General features: G+C 71.8%; 12 protein-coding genes. 3 read left to right on the forward strand and 9 right to left on the reverse strand.

Annotation, left to right across the window (positions count from 1 at the left end; translation table 11 throughout):
* Positions 1-280: 280 nt before the first annotated feature.
* Together IE332_RS07545 and IE332_RS07550 are read right to left on the reverse strand one after the other, a co-directional pair.
* The gene (locus IE332_RS07545) at positions 281-1,801 is read right to left on the reverse strand and encodes an arabinofuranosidase catalytic domain-containing protein (protein WP_229928402.1); all 1,521 of its coding nucleotides are present in this window, start codon (positions 1,799-1,801) and stop codon (positions 281-283) included.
* Between the two features lie 395 nt (positions 1,802-2,196).
* Positions 2,197-5,184, reverse strand: coding sequence for a glycoside hydrolase family 48 protein (locus IE332_RS07550; protein WP_189914356.1), 2,988 nt, complete (start codon positions 5,182-5,184; stop codon positions 2,197-2,199).
* A gap of 489 nt (positions 5,185-5,673) precedes the next feature.
* Here IE332_RS07550 and IE332_RS07555 point away from each other — a divergent pair, with 489 nt between their 5' ends.
* Positions 5,674-6,678, forward strand: coding sequence for a LacI family DNA-binding transcriptional regulator (locus IE332_RS07555; RefSeq protein ID WP_229928403.1), 1,005 nt, complete (start codon positions 5,674-5,676; stop codon positions 6,676-6,678).
* An 86-nt stretch (positions 6,679-6,764) separates the two neighbouring features.
* On the opposite strand, the gene IE332_RS07560 is transcribed toward IE332_RS07555, so the two are convergent.
* From IE332_RS07560 to IE332_RS07575, 4 genes are all read right to left on the reverse strand, one after another.
* Entirely contained in the window at positions 6,765-7,646 is an 882-nt protein-coding gene (locus IE332_RS07560; protein WP_189914357.1) for an SDR family NAD(P)-dependent oxidoreductase, read from the reverse strand.
* Positions 7,647-7,821: 175 nt separating this feature from the next.
* Positions 7,822-8,400 (reverse strand): TetR/AcrR family transcriptional regulator, encoded by a 579-nt coding sequence (locus IE332_RS07565; protein WP_229928404.1) that lies wholly within the window; start codon positions 8,398-8,400, stop codon positions 7,822-7,824.
* A 90-nt stretch (positions 8,401-8,490) separates the two neighbouring features.
* Positions 8,491-9,762 (reverse strand): RNA polymerase sigma factor, encoded by a 1,272-nt coding sequence (locus IE332_RS07570; RefSeq protein ID WP_189914358.1) that lies wholly within the window; start codon positions 9,760-9,762, stop codon positions 8,491-8,493.
* Between the two features lie 80 nt (positions 9,763-9,842).
* Positions 9,843-10,208: a YciI family protein gene (locus IE332_RS07575; RefSeq protein WP_189914359.1), complete on the reverse strand. Its 366-nt coding sequence runs from the start codon at positions 10,206-10,208 to the stop codon at positions 9,843-9,845.
* A 195-nt stretch (positions 10,209-10,403) separates the two neighbouring features.
* Here IE332_RS07575 and IE332_RS07580 point away from each other — a divergent pair, with 195 nt between their 5' ends.
* Positions 10,404-11,864: an MFS transporter gene (locus tag IE332_RS07580; RefSeq protein WP_189914360.1), complete on the forward strand. Its 1,461-nt coding sequence runs from the start codon at positions 10,404-10,406 to the stop codon at positions 11,862-11,864.
* Between the two features lie 55 nt (positions 11,865-11,919).
* Here the strand turns inward: IE332_RS07580 and IE332_RS07585 are convergent, their stop codons facing one another.
* Positions 11,920-12,525 carry a DUF1326 domain-containing protein gene (locus IE332_RS07585; RefSeq protein WP_189914361.1) on the reverse strand — a complete coding sequence of 202 codons (606 nt, stop codon included), beginning with the start codon at positions 12,523-12,525 and terminating at the stop codon, positions 11,920-11,922.
* A gap of 161 nt (positions 12,526-12,686) precedes the next feature.
* Positions 12,687-13,085 carry a VOC family protein gene (locus IE332_RS07590; RefSeq protein WP_189914362.1) on the reverse strand — a complete coding sequence of 133 codons (399 nt, stop codon included), beginning with the start codon at positions 13,083-13,085 and terminating at the stop codon, positions 12,687-12,689.
* A 94-nt stretch (positions 13,086-13,179) separates the two neighbouring features.
* Between IE332_RS07590 and IE332_RS07595 the strand changes: the two genes are divergently transcribed.
* Complete coding sequence (locus tag IE332_RS07595) at positions 13,180-14,169, forward strand: helix-turn-helix transcriptional regulator (protein ID WP_189914363.1); 990 nt, start codon at positions 13,180-13,182, stop codon at positions 14,167-14,169.
* Positions 14,170-14,333: 164 nt separating this feature from the next.
* Here the strand turns inward: IE332_RS07595 and IE332_RS40745 are convergent, their stop codons facing one another.
* Positions 14,334-17,330 (reverse strand): SdiA-regulated/phytase-like domain-containing protein, encoded by a 2,997-nt coding sequence (locus IE332_RS40745; RefSeq protein WP_229928405.1) that lies wholly within the window; start codon positions 17,328-17,330, stop codon positions 14,334-14,336.
* Between the last annotated feature and the right edge of the window lie 369 nt (positions 17,331-17,699).

A 17,699-nucleotide genomic window follows, 5' to 3' on the forward strand; every position in this document is an offset into this window, starting at 1 on the left:
CGGTGCGGGGCGGCTGGGACACCGCCCTCATGGAGCCGTCCCCGGCCGGTGCCGGCTGGGGACGGGGTGGTGTTCGCGGGCAGGCGCCCGGTCGGGCCGTGACCGGCCGGGGTGGTCGTCCTGTACCGGGCCGGTCCTCCTAGGCCGGGCCGGGTGCCTGCGCCGGGACGGTTGTCCTACGCCGGGCCTCGTGCCGGCGCCCGGACGGTCGTCGTCCTACGCCCCGGCGGTCGTCCCGCGCCGGGACGAGGGCGGGCCGGAACGCCGGTCGCGTCCCGGCTCAACTGCGGGCCCACTTCTGGTTGCCGGCACCGGTGCACTGCCACAACTGGACCAGGGTCCCGTTGGCGGTTCCGAAGGCGCTGACGTCCAGGCACAGGCCGGACTGGACGCTGGTGACGGTGCCGTCGGCGTTGACGTTCCACTGCTGGTTGGTCTGCCCGTTGCAGTCCCAGATGATCGCCCGGGTGCCGTTCGCCGTGCCCTTGGCCTCGGCGTCCAGGCACTTGCCGCCGAGGACCCGCAGCTCCTTGGCGCCGGTCTGGGTCCACTGCTGGTTGCCGCCGGTGTGGCAGTCCCACAGCTGCGTCTGGGTGCCGTTGGCCTGGTTGCTGTTCGGGACGTCCAGGCAGCGGTTGGCGCTGGTGCTGCGCAGCGGGGCGGCCGCGGCGCCACCGGTCTTGCCGTAGCCGGCGGCAGTGACGCCCGCCTGCACCGAGTTCTCGGTGGCGTCCGTGGGGAAGCCCGCGGTGATGGCGCCCTCGAAGAACTCGCCCTGGCCGGAGACGCTGTTGTCGCCGCCGGTCCCGAGCAGCAGGGAGCTGTCGGTCTTCATCGGCGAGTAGCCGTTGGGCAGTGCGCCGGAGTAGGTGGTGGTCAGCCCGCCGCTCGCGGCGTTTCCGTACTTCAGGGTGAAGTTGCTGGTCCCGTTGTTCTTCTCCAGGGCGGTGACGAAGGGGAAGTGGACGCCCTGGTTGTTCGGGTCCTTGTTGGAGCCGGTGTTGGTGTGGAACATCCCGTTCTCCAGGTCGGCCTCGACCCAGGGGCCTGAGCCGGTGCAGCCGCCGAACCAGCAGGCGTTGCCCCAGTAGATGGCGTTCATGGTGGCGTTGCCGGTGTCGGTGTGGCTGTTCTCGCCGCTGCCGTAGTCGAAGCAGCACCACTGGTTGGTGAACTCGGACGAGGTCACCATGTAGATGCCCTCGGGCTGGGAGCCGGTGGGAGCTCCGTCGGCGTGGTCGATGCGGTAGCCCACGCCCTGCGTGACCTTGACGCCGAAGACCGGGTGTCCGCCCGCCATGACGGGCAGCGCCGAGGCGTCCGCGCCGATGTCGGCGCCGTTGGGGCCCGGCCCCTTCCAGTAGCCGCCCCACGAGATGCCCAGGTCGTTGTGATGGGTGCTCTGGTCGTAGATCTTGGTGATGGTGCACGAGGTTCCGGCGCAGAAGGACGTCTGGGCCGACGCGTCGGCGTAACCGCCGACGGAGAGCAGGCCGACGTCGCGGTAGGCGTGGTCGGATCCGCGTTGGACCTGGTACAGCGGGCCGTTGTAGCCCGCGAACAGCGCCCGGGTGGTCGCGTGGGCCGCGATGCAGGGCGTGCCGCCGGCCGCGTAGAGGTCACAGGGCAGCGACGCTTCCGCCGCGGGGGCGGCCGCGGCGGAGGTCACCCCCGAGGCGGGACCGCTCGCGGCGGCCCGGCCGCCGAGGACGGCCATCGCCAGCACGAGGACCAGTAACAACACGGCGGGCGTACTGACCGGGCGTGAGCTGGTGGAGACGGAGGACGTGCGGTGGTGCATCGGAGCCTCCTTCGAGTGGGGACGCGAGCACGGGGCGGCGGCTGCCGGCCGATGGCAGGGTTCGCCGTCACCAAAGCCCGCAATGAGTACGACACATCTGACGCAGAGTGGTTCGGTTCACCGGCGACGCGATGACGTCCCGTTTGCCGGGCCGCGCTTCTCTCGGGGGAGAAAAGCAGCAACTCCTTCATTGTTAGCGCTAACAATGAAGGGAGAGGCATCGCCGGTACGCACTGCCTCGCCGCCGAAAGACACCCGGTGCGGCGAAATGAGACTGACACATACGTCGGCCGTACTTCAAGAGACGTGCAGCGGTCGGTACGGACCCCGCTCCTGGTTCGGCCCCGGCTCCGCACGGGTGCGCGGAGCCGGGGCCGGGTCGGGTGACGGGCCGTTCAGCTGCCCGGGTTCACCGTCGGGAACAGCTGGGCGAAGGTGTCGAAGGCGGTGGCGATGTCCGCCTCGGCCCAGAACCGGTGGTAGTTGAAGCTCGGCGAGGCGCCCCCGTCGAGGTAGCTCTGCACCTTGGACCACTGCGGGTCATTGGTGTACCAGGGGCGGATGGACAGGAAGGTGTTGCTGGCCGAGCTGACCTTGGTGCCGTCCGGGTAGGTGCCGCTCCAGCCGGAGGGGACGTACAGGCCCGTGTGGGTGGCGGGCGAGTACGCCTGGGTGAAGCGGCTGTAGTCGGTGCGGGTCTCGGCGGCCGAGTAGCCCAGGCCGTCGGTGTACTTGGCGTGCAGGGTGTCCAGGATGTTCTGGGCGAACTTCTGGGCGCCGCTGTTGCCGGACTTGGCCGCGTAGTACGCGACGGTCTTGGCGAGCGAGCCGGCCACCCCGACGTCGGTGGCGGTACCGCTCGCGGTGACGTGCAGACCCGTGTTGCCGCCGGGGCTGGTGGCGCTCCAGGTGTCGGGCGCACCGGTCCAGGTGAGCTTGTCGGGCGTGGTCAGGGTGCCGGTGGCGGGGTCGGCCTTGGACACCGACATGGCCCACGGGACCCACTTGTCGAGGATGGCCTTGGCCCGGGTGTCGCCGGTGGCGTAGTAGTACTCGGCGAACCGCTCCATCGACCAGGTCTGGAACCCGAACCACTGGTTGGAGGCCGGGTCGTGGTACTCGGGCTGCCAGTCGTAGTACAGGCCGTAGAAGGTCGGGTCGCCGGCCGGCGGGGCCGCGTCGTCGCCGTAGTTGCCGCCCCAGCTGTTGGTGGCGCCGCCGGCGATGCCGCCCTCGCTGGACTGCAGCCACTGGAAGAACTGGAGCTGCTTGTCCAGGCTGCCCGCCCAGTCGGTGGCACCGCTCGGCGAGAGCGGTTTCAGGCCGGGGTCGTTGGCGAGCACCCAGGCGGCCATCGGGTTCTGGTAGCCCTGGTGGGCGGCGGAACCGGAGATCCGCCAGGACCAGGTGCCCTCGGTCGACCCGCCCCAGGCGAAGTACCAGGTGAGCAGGCCGAGTTGCTCGTCCGCCTTGGAGGTGCCGCCCGGGCAGGTGGTGGCGCCGAGGCAGTTGCCGGCCTTCTTGAAGTACTTGTCGTAGAGCGAGTAGCGCAGGTAGTCGCCGAGTTTGGCGGCCTTGGCGAGGGTCCCGGTGATGGCCGCGCTCTTGCCCTGCGACTTGGCGAACTGCTCCGCCCAGTAGGCGGCCTGGACCAGTCGGGCGTCGGCGTCGGGCGCGTCGGTGAACTTGTACTGCTTGCTGTAGTTCCCGCCGCCGTCGTTGTACAGGCTGAGGAAGCCGGAGTTGCTGTTGCCGTACTTGAACACGTCGCAGTCGGGCTGCGGCACGGTCTCCCAGACCGACTCCTCCGGGCCGCGCTGGAAGGTGTTGATCAGGCTGGGCTTGCTGGTGCCGTCCTCGCACTGCCCGAAGCCGTACTTGTTGTCGGTGTCCAGCAGCCAGGCCGGGGCGTACACGTCCGGGCTGCCGTAGGTGCTCTTCAGCTCGCCGGAGAGCGGGTCGGTGCCGACCGGCGCGCTGCTGTTCAACTTGATCGGGTACTGGTCGGGTTGGGCCTTCTCGGGGCCGTAGGTGGCGGGCTTGGCCGGGTTGTAGGTGCTCTGGCCGGGCTGCTGGGTGTGGCTGGGGATCAGGTTGGTCTCCAGGCTGGTCCAGGCGTTGTTGAAGGGATTCCAGTCGCCGGTGATCCGCCCGTAGTCGGCCTCCAGCCACAGCCAGTAGCTGTAGGTCTCGGAGGTGGTCTCGTGGCCGTAGTCGGGAGCCTCCACGATCAGGGTCTCCACCGAGTGGTACGGGATGCCCTGGGGACTGAAGTACCCGTTCGCCGGGTTCTTCATCTTGCTGTAGAGGTCCAGGAAGTACTGGTCGTAGCCCGAGGTCTTCGCCGCCTCGGTCACCGTGACGGCGGCGGAGCCGAAGCCGGTCGCGGAGGCCGTGAAAGTGGCGGTGCCGCCGACCTGGCCGGCGTCGGTACCGGCCGCGATGGTGACGGTCTGCGGGACGTTCCAGTTGACCGGGGTGAAGCTGAGGGTGGCGCCGGAGGTGACGCTCAGGTCCGGGTCGCTGCCCGAACGGACCACCGTCACCGTGGTGTTGGCGGCCGGCGCCTGGGAGAGCGCGACGGTGAAGGTGCCCGTACTCCCCTGCTGGACGGCGAGCGAGGCCGGGCTGACCAGGACGCTCGGCCCGGCCACCTTGATCGCGACCGGGCTGGAGGTCGTGGTGGCACCGGCGTTGTCGGTGGCGACGGCGGTGACCGAGTAGTCGCCCGCCGCCACGCTCGCCCAGTTGACGGTGTACGGCGCGGTGGTGTCGCTGCCGATCAGGGTGTTGGTACCGGCCGAGGTCGAGGCGTAGAAGTCGACCTTCGCGACGGTCCCGTCGGCGTCGGCCGCGTCGGCGGAAACCGTCACGGTGGAGCCCGGGGTGAAGGTCTGCCCGGCGGCCGGCGAGGTGAGCGCGACGGTGGGGGGCTGGTTGGCACCGCGGCAGGGCGTGCCGTTGACGGTGAAGGCGGTGGGGGCGGTGTTGGCGCCGCTGTAGGAGAAGTTGGCGCTGGTGGTGTAGGCGGCGCCGGGGCTGATGGTCGGGGCGTAGCTCGGGTTGGTGGCGGTGACGGCCTGTCCGGTCTGGCTCCAGATGCCGTTCCAGCCGTTCTGGAGGGTCTGGTTGCCGGAGAAGGTGTAGCCGAGGGTCCAGCCGTTGATGGCGGCGGTACCGGTGTCCGTGATGGTGACGTTGGCGGTGAAGCCGCTGCCCCAGTCATTGCCGACGGCGTAACTCACGCCGCAGGACAGGCCGGTGGCCGCCGCCGCGGAGGGCACCGTGAGGGTGCCGCCCGCCGCGGCGACCAGGGCGAGAGCGGTGGCCGTCGCGGTGACGGTGAGCCGGTTTCCCCTGGCACGCAGGGCCTTGCGTCGCATGCGCGTCCTCCAGATGGGTGGGGTACCGCCACGCGGGTGGGGGGATGCGCGGCGGACGGAGGTGTTGCGTGCGATCGTGGGGCGGCGCGCCCGGCTTGGGAAGCGCCCGCGTGGCTCGGCGGTGTCGACCGGCGGGCCCGCCGGGTCGGGACCACGGCCGCGACCAGCCCGGAGCCGGATCCGGGGGCGGCGGCCGGCTCGGCGCGGTGGCGTGTAAGTTACAGCGCCTCCGGGAGCGCCCCCTGGGAGCGCTCCCACAGCTGACGCGGCGATCCCGGGCCCCGGCTCGACGCGCACGGGATCGCCGCGCGCGGTGGGGCTGTCGGATCCCTTGACGCTGATCGCTCAACCGATCACGCTGGCAGGGGTGGTGGCCCGGCACGGGTGGCGGACCGGCCCGGGTGGTGACCCGGCAGGGGTGGTGACCCGGCAGGGGTGGCGGGCCGAGGGTGCAACTCCCGTAGCGAGGACCGATTCAGGACGGCCCCCATGCCCCAGCCCATGCGCAGCAACGATCCCGCTCCGACGCTCGCCGAGGTCGCCCGTCGCGCCGGCGTCTCCACCGCGACCGCCTCCCGAGTGCTGAACCGTTCCGCCCCGGTCTCCACCGACGCGGCGGCCCGCGTCGAACGGGCGGCGCACGAGTTGGCGTACGTCCGCCGCCGGGCGCCCAGTGCCCGGGGAACCGGCGTGGTGGCCGTCGTCGTCTTCGCCGATCCGCTGCAGTACCACGCGGACACCTTCCCGGTCCGGCTGCTCTCCGGACTGCGGCGCTCCCCGCCCGGCGCCGAACGGGAGTTGGCCGTCTTCACCGTCCCCAGACGCTCCCGGCGGCCGCCGCTGGTGCGCTACCTGTGCGGCGGTCACGTCGACGGCGTGCTGCTCGTCGGCCCCTGGGGGGACACCGCGCTCACCCGGCTGCTGCACGCGGCCAGGGTACCCGTGGTGTCGCTGGGCCGGCCGCCGGAACCGGACACAGTGGCGTTCGTGGACGCCGACAACCTCGCCGGCGCCAGGGACGCGGTGCACCGGCTCTGCGCCTCCGGGCGCCGCTCGGTGGCCACCATCGCCGGGCCGCCGGACACCGCCGCCGGCGCGGACCGGCTGGCCGGGTACCACCAGGCGGTCGCCCCGATCGCCGCGGTCCGGCCCGCGGTGGCGTACGGCGACTTCAGCAGCGTCTCCGGTGAACACGCGATGCGGTGGCTGCTGGACCAGCACCCCGAGCTGGACGCGGTGTTCGCCGCCTCCGACCAGATGGCCGCCGGAGCACTCCGGACCCTGCGGCGGCACGGCCTGCGGGTGCCCGAGGACGTGGCGCTGATCGGCTTCGACGACGCACCGGTCGCGGCCCGGTGCCGGCCGGGGCTGACCACCGTCCGCCAACCGGTGGAGGAACTCGGCTCCCGCGCCATGGAGTTGCTGCTGCGCAACCCGACCCCCGGCGAATCCCTGGTGCTCCCCACCCGCCTGGTCGTCCGGGCCTCCGGCTGAACGCGCCCCGCACCCGCCGAGGTCCTGAACGGACCGGACGGACCGGACGGAGGAGGGACACCGGCGCCGGCGGCACGGAGTACGGGTCACGCGAGCGCCCATCGGCGGGTGTGCTCCCTGCTGAGCCGGATGACGTCGGCGGCGATCCTGGGGTCGGCGCTCGCCGGGGGGACGGGGGCGGGCTGGGCCTGCGGGCCGATGAGCAGGCCGGTCCGTCCGTCCAGCGACGGGTCGGTGGCGGCGAACACCGAGGAGCGGGCGGCCGTGGCGGCGGGGCTGGCGGTCGAGCGCTCGAAGCGCCGACGGACCAGCGGCCACAGCAGGCGCAGGCCCGGGGAGACGATGCGCGGCGAGGTCAGGGTGCCGTCGGTCATGCGGGTGGCGGCACCGCCGGGGTCGGCCGCGAAGACGGTGACGTCGGTGCCGCGCAGGCGCTCGGCCAGGTCCAGGGTGTAGGCGAGATTGGCCAGCTTGGCCCGGCCGTACCAGTGGAAGCCGTAGTAGCCGCCCGGCGGCTCGACGGCGTCGAAGGTGCGCTTGGCAGCCTTGACCGCGGCGGAGCTCACGTTCACGATCCGGCTCGGTCCGCCGGCCCGGAGCTGGTCCAGGAGCAGTTCGGTGAGCAGGTACGGCGAGAGGTGGTTGACGGCGAAGGACGCCTCGATTCCGTCCACGGTCTGCTGCCGCTCGGCGAACATCGCCCCGACGTTGTTGACCAGGACGGTCAGCGTGCCCAGGGCGGCCAGGTCGAGGGCGAGGCCTCGTACTTCGCCGAGTGACGACAGGTCGGCCGCGAGGAACCGGGGCCGGCCCCCGGTGGCCACGGCCGCGATCCGCTCCATGGCACGGGCGCCGCGTTCCGCGTCGCGGCCGGTCACGGTGACGGTGTACCCCCGCTCCGCGAGGCCCAGCGCCGTCTCCAGTCCGATACCGCCGGTCCCGGCGGTCACCACTGCCTGGCGTTCCATCAGCTTCGCCCCTTCTCGGCCGAGCAGAGCAAACGGATAGCTATCCGTTTGGAGTCGACACGCTAGCACGATCGGATAGCTATCCGGTTAGCCCCGTGTCGCGCCCCCAGGTGCAGATGTTCGAATTACGTGGGATCCGGACGCCGCGCGCCCGGCCTCCGATCTCCGAGCCGCGTCAGCGCGGAGGACGCAACCCCTCGAGGAGGACACCGAGGTAGATCTCGACCCGCGCGGGACCGTGGTCCCCGCTTCGCAGTGCGTGTTCGATCCCGCAGAGCAGTCGGCGCACATCGCCGGGCCCGATGTCACCGCGGACCGCGCCGTTCAGCCGAGCCCGGTCGAGCAGGCTCGCGACGGCCTCGTCCAGTTCGGCCTTCAGGGCCGAGGTCTGCGCCTCGGCGTCGCTGGCGGACTCGAGCACGGCGCCCAGACCGTCGTCGTCCAACGCCTTGACGAGCGTGAAGCGCAGCAGCCGGCGGAGGCCCTCGGAAGAGTCCTCCAGGTCAGCGGCGGCGCGGGCCTCGTCGACCAGTTCCCGGCACCGCTCCACCAGGAGCGCCTCGCGCAGCGCCTGCGGGTTGGGGAAGTGCCGGTAGACGGTTCCCACACCGACCCCGGCCAGCCGGGCGATGACGTTGAGCTGCAGTGACTCGTCCCCCGCGGCCAGTTGCTCCCGGGCGACGCGCAGCACCTGGGCCCGGTTCCGCGCGGCGTCTGCCCGCAGCGTCGCTCCCCGTCCCCCGTTCGTCGTCACGGTCTCAGCATACGCAGCGCGAACGACCCGTGAGCGCCGGTGTGCGGGCGGGTTTGTCCGCGGCGATCCGGTGCTCAGGCGCTCCGGCGCTCAGCGCGCGTCGGGCGGCCCCAACTCCCGCAACCGGCCGGTCAGGAAGTCGCGTTCCACGGTGTTCTCGGTGAGCAGCAGCGCCTCTTCGTACGCCAGGCGGGCGTCGGTCACCCGACCGAGCCGGCGCAGGAAGTCGGCGCGGGTGGCGGCCAGGTAGCCGTAGCCCGCGAGCTGTGGCTCGGCGGCGAGCGCGTCGAGTTCCGCGAGCCCGGTGGCGGGGCCGTCGGCGAAGCCCACCGCCACCGCCCGGTTGAGGGCCACCACCGGCGAGGGCCAGATCTGCACCAGGAGGTCGTAGAGCGCGACCACTTCCCGCCAGTCGGTCTCCTGCCAGCTCGGCGCCTCGGCGTGGACGGCGGCGATGGCCGCCATCAGGGCGAAGCGCCCCGGCGGACGTCGCACCAGGGCTTCGCGGACGAGCGTGATGCCCTCCGCGATGGCGGCCCTGTCCCAGCGCGTGCGGTCCTGCTCGGCGAGCAGCACCATCCGGCCGTCCTCGCCCGACCGGGTCTCGCGCCGGGCGTCGGTGAGCAGGATGAGGGCCAGCAGTCCGGCGACACCGGCGTCCTCGGGGAGCAGGGTGCGCAGCATCCGGGCCAGGTCGAGGGCGCGCTCGACCAGGTCGCGGCGGATGAGGTCGTCTCCGACGGGGGCGGTGTGGCCGGTGGTGAAGAGCAGGTGGACGACGGTGAGGACGGCGTCGATCCGCTCGGGGAGCTCCTCGGCGGGCGGTACCCGGTAGGGGATCCGGGCGGTGCTGATCTTCCGCTTGGCGCGGGTGATCCTGGCGGCCATCGCCGTCTCGCCGGTCAGGAAGGCGTGGGCCACCTCGGCCGTGGTGAGGCCGCAGAGCAGTCGCAGGGTGAGGGCGATCCGGGCCTCTTCGGTGAGGGCGGGGTGGCAGCAGGTGAAGATCAGCCTGAGCCGGTCGTCCGGGTAGTCGTCGGCCGCGTCCTCGTCGGCTCCGGGGCCGGGTTCGGGCGAGGTGTCGTCGGTGGCGAGGAGCTGCGGCAGGGTCCGGCGGAGGGTGGCGTTGCGGCGCAGCTCGTCCAGTGCCCGGTTGCGTGCGGTGGTGGTGAGCCAGGCGCCGGGGCGGTGGGGGATGCCGCGTTCGCCCCAGACCGTCAGGGCCTTGGCGTAGGCGTCCTGGACGCACTCCTCGGCGAGGTCGAGGTCGCGGGTGACGCGCGCCGTCGCGGCGAGCACGAAGGCCCACTCGCGGCGGTGCGCGTCGGCGACCGCTGCGGCGACCGCGGGATCGGTGGTCATCACGGCTCCGTCAAGGCATCGTCCCGGCCGGTGTCAGTCGTTCCGGCCGGTGTCAGGTGTCTTCGGCCGATCCTCAGGAGTCAGTCGATCACCCGGATCGGGCGGACCTCGACGCCGCCGAAGGGGGCCGGGACCTGCCGGGCCACGGCGATGGCCTCGTCCAGGTCGGTGGCCTCCACCAGGTAGTAGCCGCCGAGTGCCTCCTTGGTCTCGGCGAACGGCCCGTCGGTGACCGTCGGGCCACCGGCGCCGTTGTCGCCGCCGCTGCCGTCGCTGCGGAGGCTGGTCGCCGTGTCGGTGCGGTGCAGGGCGTTGCCGCCGAGGACGGCTCCCGCGTTGCGGGCCTGGAAGGCCCGGTGCTCGGCGTGGACCCGCTCCACCACCTCGGGCGGGGCTGCGGCCCACGAGGTCTCGTCCCCGTAGATCAGGATCAGGTACTGCGCCATGACGCGCTCCCCTTCTCACTCGGGCCCGCGGACCGGACCCTCCGTACAACCGACGTGCGACACCCGGCTGGATCGACAGCACCCACTCGGCCATCTTCCTGCGGCGGTGTCGATCCGGCCGGATCCCACCCGTCGAAGGAGTGAGACCGGACTCCGACCGGTGAAGAACGCGACCTGCGGAACGGAGCGGACGCCATGTCTTCCGAACTCTCCCCTCGTGCCCCCGCGACGGCCCTGCCGCAGCGGGGCTGGACCCTGGCCCTGGCCTCGCTCGGGCTGTTCATGGTCGCCCTCGACACGCTGGTGGTGGCGACCGCCCTGCCGGTGCTGCGGACCGACCTGCACGCGTCGCTCACCGACCTGGAATGGACGGTGAACGCCTACAACCTCAGCTTCGCCTGCCTGCTGCTCACCGGCGCCGCGCTCGGCGACCGGTTCGGCAGGCGGCGGATGTACGCGATCGGGCTGCTCGGCTTCGCGGTCGCCTCGGGCGCGGCCGCGCTGTCGTCCTCGGTCGGCGCGCTGGTCGCGGCCCGTGCCGTCCAGGGCGGGTTCGCGGCGATCGTCATGCCGCTGACGCTGACCCTGATCAGCCGGGCCTTCCCGGCCGAGAAGCGCGGGATGGCGATCGGGATGTGGGGCGGGATCGCGGGTGCGGCCGTCGCGATGGGTCCGGTGGTCGGCGGGGCGATCACCGGTGGCCTCGACTGGCAGTGGATCTTCTGGCTGAACGTCCCGATCGGGCTCGCTCTGGTCCCGCTCGCCCTGCTCCGGCTGACCGAGAGCTACGGACCACGGCCGCGACTCGACCCGTACGGCCTGGTGCTGGCCGGCGCCGGCTTCCTGGGCCTGACGTTCGGGCTGGTGCGCGCCAACACGGTGGGCTGGACCAGCGGCGAGGTGATCGGCTCGCTGACGCTCGGTGCGGCCCTCGTCGCCTGCTTCGTCCGCTGGCAGCAGCGGGCCCGTGACCCGATGCTGCCCCTCGGCCTGTTCCGCCTGCGCGGCTTCGCCACCGCCAACGGCGTGAGCTTCTTCATGTACGCCTCGCTCTTCGGCGCCCTCTTCCTGATGTCGCAGTTCCTGCAGATCGGGCTCGGCAACTCGCCGCTCGAAGCGGGTCTGCGGATCCTGCCCTGGACGGCGACGCCGATGCTGATCGCACCGGTCGCGGGCGCCCTGGCGGACCGCTGGGGCAACCGGCCGTTCATGGTGACGGGCCTGGCGCTGCAGGCGGTCGGGCTCGGCTGGGTCGCCGCGATCGCCCGGCCGGGGATGGGGTACCTGGAGCTGAGCATCGCCCTGACCGTGGCCGGGATCGGGACCTCGATGTGCTTCCCGACGGTGGCCAACGCGGTGATGGGATCGGTGCCCCGGCAGGAGGCCGGGATCGCGTCCGGGGCCAACAGCGCGATGCGGGAACTCGGCGGCGTCTTCGGCATCGCGCTCCTGGCCGCCGTCTTCACCGGCCCGGCGGTCTACGGGTCACCGGACTCCTTCATCGACGCCTTCAAGCCCGCGCTCTGGGTCGGCGCCGGGCTGGCGGCGGGCGGCATCGTCTCCGCCCTCCTCGCCCCGCGACGCCACGTTCCACCGCCCGAGGAGGACGCGGCTTCGCCGGCCGCGGAGCCCGAGACGGTGCGGTCGACCTCCTGACGGCATCCGGACCGGCGGGCAGCATCCCTGGCTGCCCGCCGCCTCCCGCAATCGCTCAGGCCGCCCAGGCGAACGGTGCCGAGAAGCTGTTCTTCCCTTCGTTCCCGAAGTCGAGGCCGAAGGCGTTCACCCGCGACCTCGTCGCGACGCCGGCCGCCAGGGTGTCCGCGGGGAATCCCACCCCGCTGACCCGTACGCCCTTTCCGGTCGCGTCGAGCGGGGAGACGAAGTCCTCGACCTCGATGTCGACCGCGTCGCCGATGTTCACCCGGTGGCGCCGGCCGTCGTCGACGTAGTCGATCCGGGCGACCTCCAGCCCGAGCATCTCGCCGACCAGCGGTACGAGGTCCCCCATCGGGCCGCCGCGCTGTCCGGAGAAGACCGCCCCGAGCGCTTCGGCCTGCTCCGGCGAGGCCGCCTCGTCCATGATCATGCCCAGCCGCCAGTTGCCGTCACTCATGAGCGGCGGGGCGTCACCCACCACGGCGACCGTCAGACCGCTCACGTCGACGTCGTCGACCTGGCCGGAGTCGACGTGGAAGGCCAGGACCACCCGACAGCGGTCGTAGTCCGCCGGAGCCGAGAGGCCGGAGGTGGAGCAGGGGCACACCATGTCGCAATTGCAGTTCTCGAAATACGTCCCCTCGATACGCCAGGCCATCGGAAGCTCCCTTCCCGCGGCTGGGACAAACGTCCCATACCCCATTTTCCGCCCCCTCGGATCACCCGGCAACGGCGCCGACCGGTGCCGACGTGCTCGCCTGTCCCGCCTCGTCCACGAGCGCGTCGCGACCGGCCCCTGCCCGGGCGGGCGCGCTGTCGTCAGCGGGCGAGCCTCGCGATGGCCGCCGGTGTGACGGGGGTGAAGAAGTTGACGAGGTTGCCGTCGGGGTCGCGGAGCAGGAGCGAGCGGTTGCCCCAGGGCATCGTGGTGGGCTCGGTCACGAAGTCGGCGACGAGACCGGCCAGGTTCCGGTGCACGTCGTCCACGTCGTCGACGAGGAATTCGATGATCACGGTGTGGTTGTCGGCCGGACGGGCGGAGCCGGGTGCGAAGAGTGCCACGGTGCGGGTGCTGCCGATCGCGAGGGTCGCGCCGGCGGTCCGCAGTTCGGCGAAGTCCTCGGTGGACCAGTCCGCCCGCACTCCGGTGGCCCGCTCGTAGAAGTCGACGAGGCGCGCGACGTCGCCCGTGATGATCCGGGTCGAAACGAAGTCCATGGTGCTCTCCTGAGGTCGGTGGAGTCGCTGCGCCTCGAACGCTAGAGCAGATAGTGGACAGAATCGGTCCGGTATCAGCGCTAGGCTCGTGGACATGGCTCGACCTACTGGCCGCGTGCTCGCCCTCCTGGAACTCCTGCAGTCCGGCGGCATCAGAACGGTGGCCGAACTCGCCGACCGGCTCGGCGTCGACGGGCGCACCGTGCGGCGGTACGTGGACCATCTGGTCGATCTCGACATCCCCGTCGAGGCGGTCCGCGGCCGCTACGGCGGGTACCGGCTCGCCCCCGGGTACCGCCTGCCGCCGCTCATGCTCAACGACGACGAGGCGCTCGCCGTGCTGCTCGGGCTCGTCGCCGGCCGCAGGACCGGGCTGCTGACCGCGACCGGGACCGCGGCTGAGACGGCAGCGGCCAAGATCCGCCGGGCGCTGCCCGAGCGCCTGGCCCGTCGGCTCGACGCGGTCATGGAATCCCTCGCCTTCACGGCTCCGCCCGGCGAGTCGGCCAACCCGGAGACCGGGGTCCTGCTCGCCGTCGCCGATGCGGTCCGCCGACGCCACCCGGTCTCGATCAGGTACACCGCCGGGGACGGCCGACGAAGCGAACGCACGCTGCACCCGTACGGGATCGTCACCCACGCGGGCCGGTGGTACGTCACGGGCACCGATCCCGGGATCGGCGAGGACCGGACCTTCCGGCTCGACCGCATCGCGGACGCGAGGCCCCTGCCCGGCTCGTTCGAGCCGCCCGCCGGACTCGATCCGGCACAGCGCGTCCTGTCAGGGCTCGCCAAGGCCGCCTACCGGCACGAGGTGACCCTGCGGATCCACGGGACGGTCGAACAGATCCGGGCCCGACTCCCCGCCAGCGTCGCGAGCCTGGATGAGCCCCCGCCCGAGGACGGCGCGGATCCGCATGCCGAGCGTTGGATCCACGTCGAGCTGCGGGCGGAGCGGCTCGACTGGCTGCCCCCGGTACTCGCCTCGCTCGACCGGCCGTTCGTCATCGAGCGACCGGACGAACTCCGAGACCTCGTCATCGCGCTCGCCGACCGGCTCATGGCCTCCGCCCGCCGAGCCTGACGCCGCCGTCCGCTGCGAGAACCCCGGGCCGGCCCGAGGGAGGTGAAGGGCCTGGGGGACGGTGTCGGTGGAACGCCAGCCGGCACCGTCCCTCACGGGCTTCCACTGTCGGCGTTCGCGCGGTGCGGGCCCGGGCGGCGGCCCGGGCCCGCACGGTGCGGTGATCAGGCTTTGGCTGTGGAGCCGCTCTTGGACGAGGCCTTGGCCTTGGTGTCCGACTCGGGCTTGGCGTCCGACTCGGCCTTGGTGTCCGACTCGGCCTTGTCGCCCTGGTTCAGCGCGCCGCCGATGGCGCTCAGGTTGGGGACGCCGGTCGCGGCCGGTGCCACCTTGCCGAAGAGGTCGACGGCGATCTGGGCCATCTTCTGCTGGTGTTCGGTGGCGGTCTTGAAGGCCTCCTGGGCGCGTTCACCGGCGGCCTTGTCGTTGCCGGAGGCGGCTTCGATGCCCTTGGTGAGCACCTCGCTCATATTGCTGAGGCCGCTCATGTCGCGGAACAGGCTCGCGGTGGCCATGGCCTGCGCCGCCTGCAGGCCGGTCGGGTCGGGCATCGCCGAGAGCTGCGAGAACTTCGCCTGGGTGGCTCCGAGGGCGGCCACCGTGAGGTCGAGGTCCTTGGCGCGCGTTCCGGTGGCGACCGGCGCGATGTCGGCCGGCGTGATCTGGATGGGCGAGTCCTTCCAGTTCCAGAACCGGGTGAGGTCGATCTTCTCGGCCGAGTTGGCCCGGCCGAGTACGGCCTCGGCGAAGACGCCCTTGGTGGCGATGGCGATCGTGTTGGTCACCGGCGCCCCGAACGTGGCGTCGCCCGCCTGGCGGGTCTTGGTCCACGCCTCTCGTTCCTGCTCACTGCCGAAGTTCCACCGGAAGCCGAGGTAGTTGCCGGTGGCGGCGATCGGCTTGGGGTCCAGCAGGGTGCCGAGCAGGACCGGCGCGGCATTCGAACCCGCCGGCGTGTACGAGTAGTTGGCGAGGATGCGGCTGAGCGTCAGCTCGTCGGCGTTGGCCCAGACGGCCTGGCTGTAGTGGCGGCGGTTGTCGTTCAGGTGGTCCAGGACCGCCTGCGGCACGTTCCCGCCGCGCACGTGGAAACCGAGCGAGGCGACGTAGGTGCGGGAGCCGGACTTCACCGTCGAACCGAACAGCCCGCAGATGGCCGCGCCGCCGGCGTCCTCGGTCATGTCGGGCGCGGCCGTGGTGGTCGCGGCGATCCCGAAGTTGGCCACGCCCGAGTCCATCGTCAGGCGCAGCCCGGAGAGGCTGCCACGGGCGGCCGTGCCGAACCAGGCGTCGACGGAGAGCAGCTTGTCGGCGGCCGCGAAGGTGTAGGAGGCGCGTTGCTGCACGCCGGAGCCGCGGGTGTCGCCGCAGCGGAAGACCTGGCCCTGGAAGACCACCTGGATGCTGCGGATTCCGGCCTCGTCGTACCAGACGTCGATCTTGGACGCGTAGGGGGAGTCGGCCTTCGGTGGGGCGTCGAAGAGTATCGGCGCCTCTCGGTCCACGGTGAGGAGCCGGAGAATGAGTCCGTTGCTCAGAAGTGCCCAGTGGTCCCCGCTGGTGGATGAGACGAGGTCTGTCAGCGCCGAGAGCTTGACGATGATCTCGTTCTTGGGAGGGGTCCAGGTCGTCGCGCCGGCCTCCACCACGAGGGCCTTGCCGTCGGCGGTGACGCCCCAGAGCACGCCGTCCGGGCCGGCGGACAGGCGCTGCACGTTCGGCGCCGGGGTCCGCTCCGTCCAGGTGGTGCCAGTGCGCTCCCAGGTCCGCCCCTGCCGGCAGTACCAGGCCTTGTTCTTGCCGACGACGGCGATGTCGTCGGCCGTGGTGTTCAGGTTCTGCGCTACGCCGTTCGGGTCGCGCTGGTAGATCGAACTGTCCATGCCGATGAGGAAGAGCGTGCCGTCCGAGCCGCAGGCGAGGCTCCGCCCCGCCCAGCCGTTCGCGTCACGCCGCCAGGCCGTCCCGTCGAAGTGCACGAGTTCGTTGTCGGCCCTGAGCGCCCACACGACGCTCTTGCCCGGTGCGATGCGGATCAGCTCGCTGTCCAGTCCGGTGGTGGGCAGCGGGTTCCACTGCCGGGCCACCGGATCGAACCGGACCGGACTGCCGTCGAACCTGCGCACCCCGTACACGCCCATGGCCGAAGCGGCGATGTCGGCCAGCTCCACCCCGTCGAAGCCGGCGGTGGGCGGCGTCTCCGGCGCCGTGCACGCGTCGAGCTTGCGCACGGTGGTGTCGAACGGATTGGCGGCCCGGATCTTCGCCGCCCAGTCGGCCGGCGCCACCGACGCGAGCACCTCCTTGTAGCGTTGCAGGCTGGTGTAGTTGAAGGTGAGCTCCTGCAGCGGGATGAACAGGCAGCGCTCCAGCTTGGTCGGCTTGGTCGTCACGGCGTAGACCTGGACGACCTCGTAGTACTGCACCGACATCGCGTGCATGTGGTTGTAGTTGGTCACGACCCGGGTGAGGACCTGGTCCTTCTCCGACTGCGTCGTCTCGCGCACGACCGTCATGTTCCGGCTGCGGGCCGCGGTCGCCAGCTGCTGGGTCCGCTCGCTGATGCGCTGCGTCGCCTCGGCCGCGACCGACTTCACGCCGGTCGAGCGCGACACCGCGGTCGTGAAGCCCGAGTTCGACGACTCGCCCCAGTTGCCGCCGCCGCCGATGCCGAAGACCGAGACCCCGATGCTGCCGCCGGAGCTGGAGGACCTGCTCGACTGGGACGCCCGGGACGTGCCGAACTGCTCCTCGCGGGCGATCGCGTTCGCGACCTCGCTGATCGACCGGTTCTGGTCGCTGGTGCCGGACAGCGTGTCGTTCTCGGACGTCGCCTCGGTGCCGGTGGCCTTGGTGCTGCGCTGCCAGTCGACGACCGCGACCTTGGTGCTCTCGCCGGGCGCGAGCGCGAGGCTGTGCAGCAGCCGGCCGAGCGTGACGCCCTGGGCCGACCAGCTCTGCTCCGTCGTGACGATCATGCCTTCGGCCGGGCGGTCGTAGAACGGCAGGTTCTCCTCGCCGAGGTCGATGGCGCCGGTCAGCTTGCGCGCCGGCTTCGCTCCGGGGATGTCGGTGAGCACCACCGAGCGGTACCGGACGATCTCCGTCGGGTAGTTGCCGGTGGTCGGCAGCAGGTCCTTCGGCGTCGCGCCGTCGAGCATCGCCTTATCCACTTCGAACTTGGGCGACGCACTCGCCGGGGTCGTCGGGGTTGTCGCTGGTGTGGCGGCCGGCGTGGTGGCTGGTGTGGCGGCAGGTGTGGCGGCCGGCGTGGTGGCAGGTGTTCCGGTGCTCGGGGTGGTCATCACGATTCCCGTCTGCGAGGAGGGTGAGGGAGCGGCCGACAGCGCCGCCAGGACGTGGAGTACCTGGCCCATAGAGGCGAACGGCGCCTTCCGGATCGCTCGAAACTACACAGCCCGTTCACGACAGCGACACACTTTGCCGAACTTGGCCAGAATCAGTGCACGACTCAGCGGGCCCAACGTGGCGTCCACTCCGGGGAGTTGATCGCCCGCGTCCATGACGGG

It is taken from the genome of Kitasatospora xanthocidica (genome assembly GCF_014656195.1).
In the GTDB taxonomy this organism is placed as follows: domain Bacteria; phylum Actinomycetota; class Actinomycetes; order Streptomycetales; family Streptomycetaceae; genus Kitasatospora; species Kitasatospora xanthocidica.

Coding starts and splice junctions, on each gene's coding strand:
- IE332_RS40745 (WP_229928405.1), bottom strand. CDS start 17,330: ATGCTCGACGGCGCGACGCCGAAGGACCTGCTGCCGACCACCGGCAAC.
- IE332_RS07555 (WP_229928403.1), top strand. CDS start 5,674: ATGCCCCAGCCCATGCGCAGCAACGATCCCGCTCCGACGCTCGCCGAG.
- IE332_RS07545 (WP_229928402.1), bottom strand. CDS start 1,801: ATGCACCACCGCACGTCCTCCGTCTCCACCAGCTCACGCCCGGTCAGT.
- IE332_RS07550 (WP_189914356.1), bottom strand. CDS start 5,184: ATGCGACGCAAGGCCCTGCGTGCCAGGGGAAACCGGCTCACCGTCACC.
- IE332_RS07575 (WP_189914359.1), bottom strand. CDS start 10,208: ATGGCGCAGTACCTGATCCTGATCTACGGGGACGAGACCTCGTGGGCC.
- IE332_RS07590 (WP_189914362.1), bottom strand. CDS start 13,085: ATGGACTTCGTTTCGACCCGGATCATCACGGGCGACGTCGCGCGCCTC.
- IE332_RS07560 (WP_189914357.1), bottom strand. CDS start 7,646: ATGGAACGCCAGGCAGTGGTGACCGCCGGGACCGGCGGTATCGGACTG.
- IE332_RS07580 (WP_189914360.1), top strand. CDS start 10,404: ATGTCTTCCGAACTCTCCCCTCGTGCCCCCGCGACGGCCCTGCCGCAG.
- IE332_RS07570 (WP_189914358.1), bottom strand. CDS start 9,762: ATGACCACCGATCCCGCGGTCGCCGCAGCGGTCGCCGACGCGCACCGC.
- IE332_RS07585 (WP_189914361.1), bottom strand. CDS start 12,525: ATGGCCTGGCGTATCGAGGGGACGTATTTCGAGAACTGCAATTGCGAC.
- IE332_RS07595 (WP_189914363.1), top strand. CDS start 13,180: ATGGCTCGACCTACTGGCCGCGTGCTCGCCCTCCTGGAACTCCTGCAG.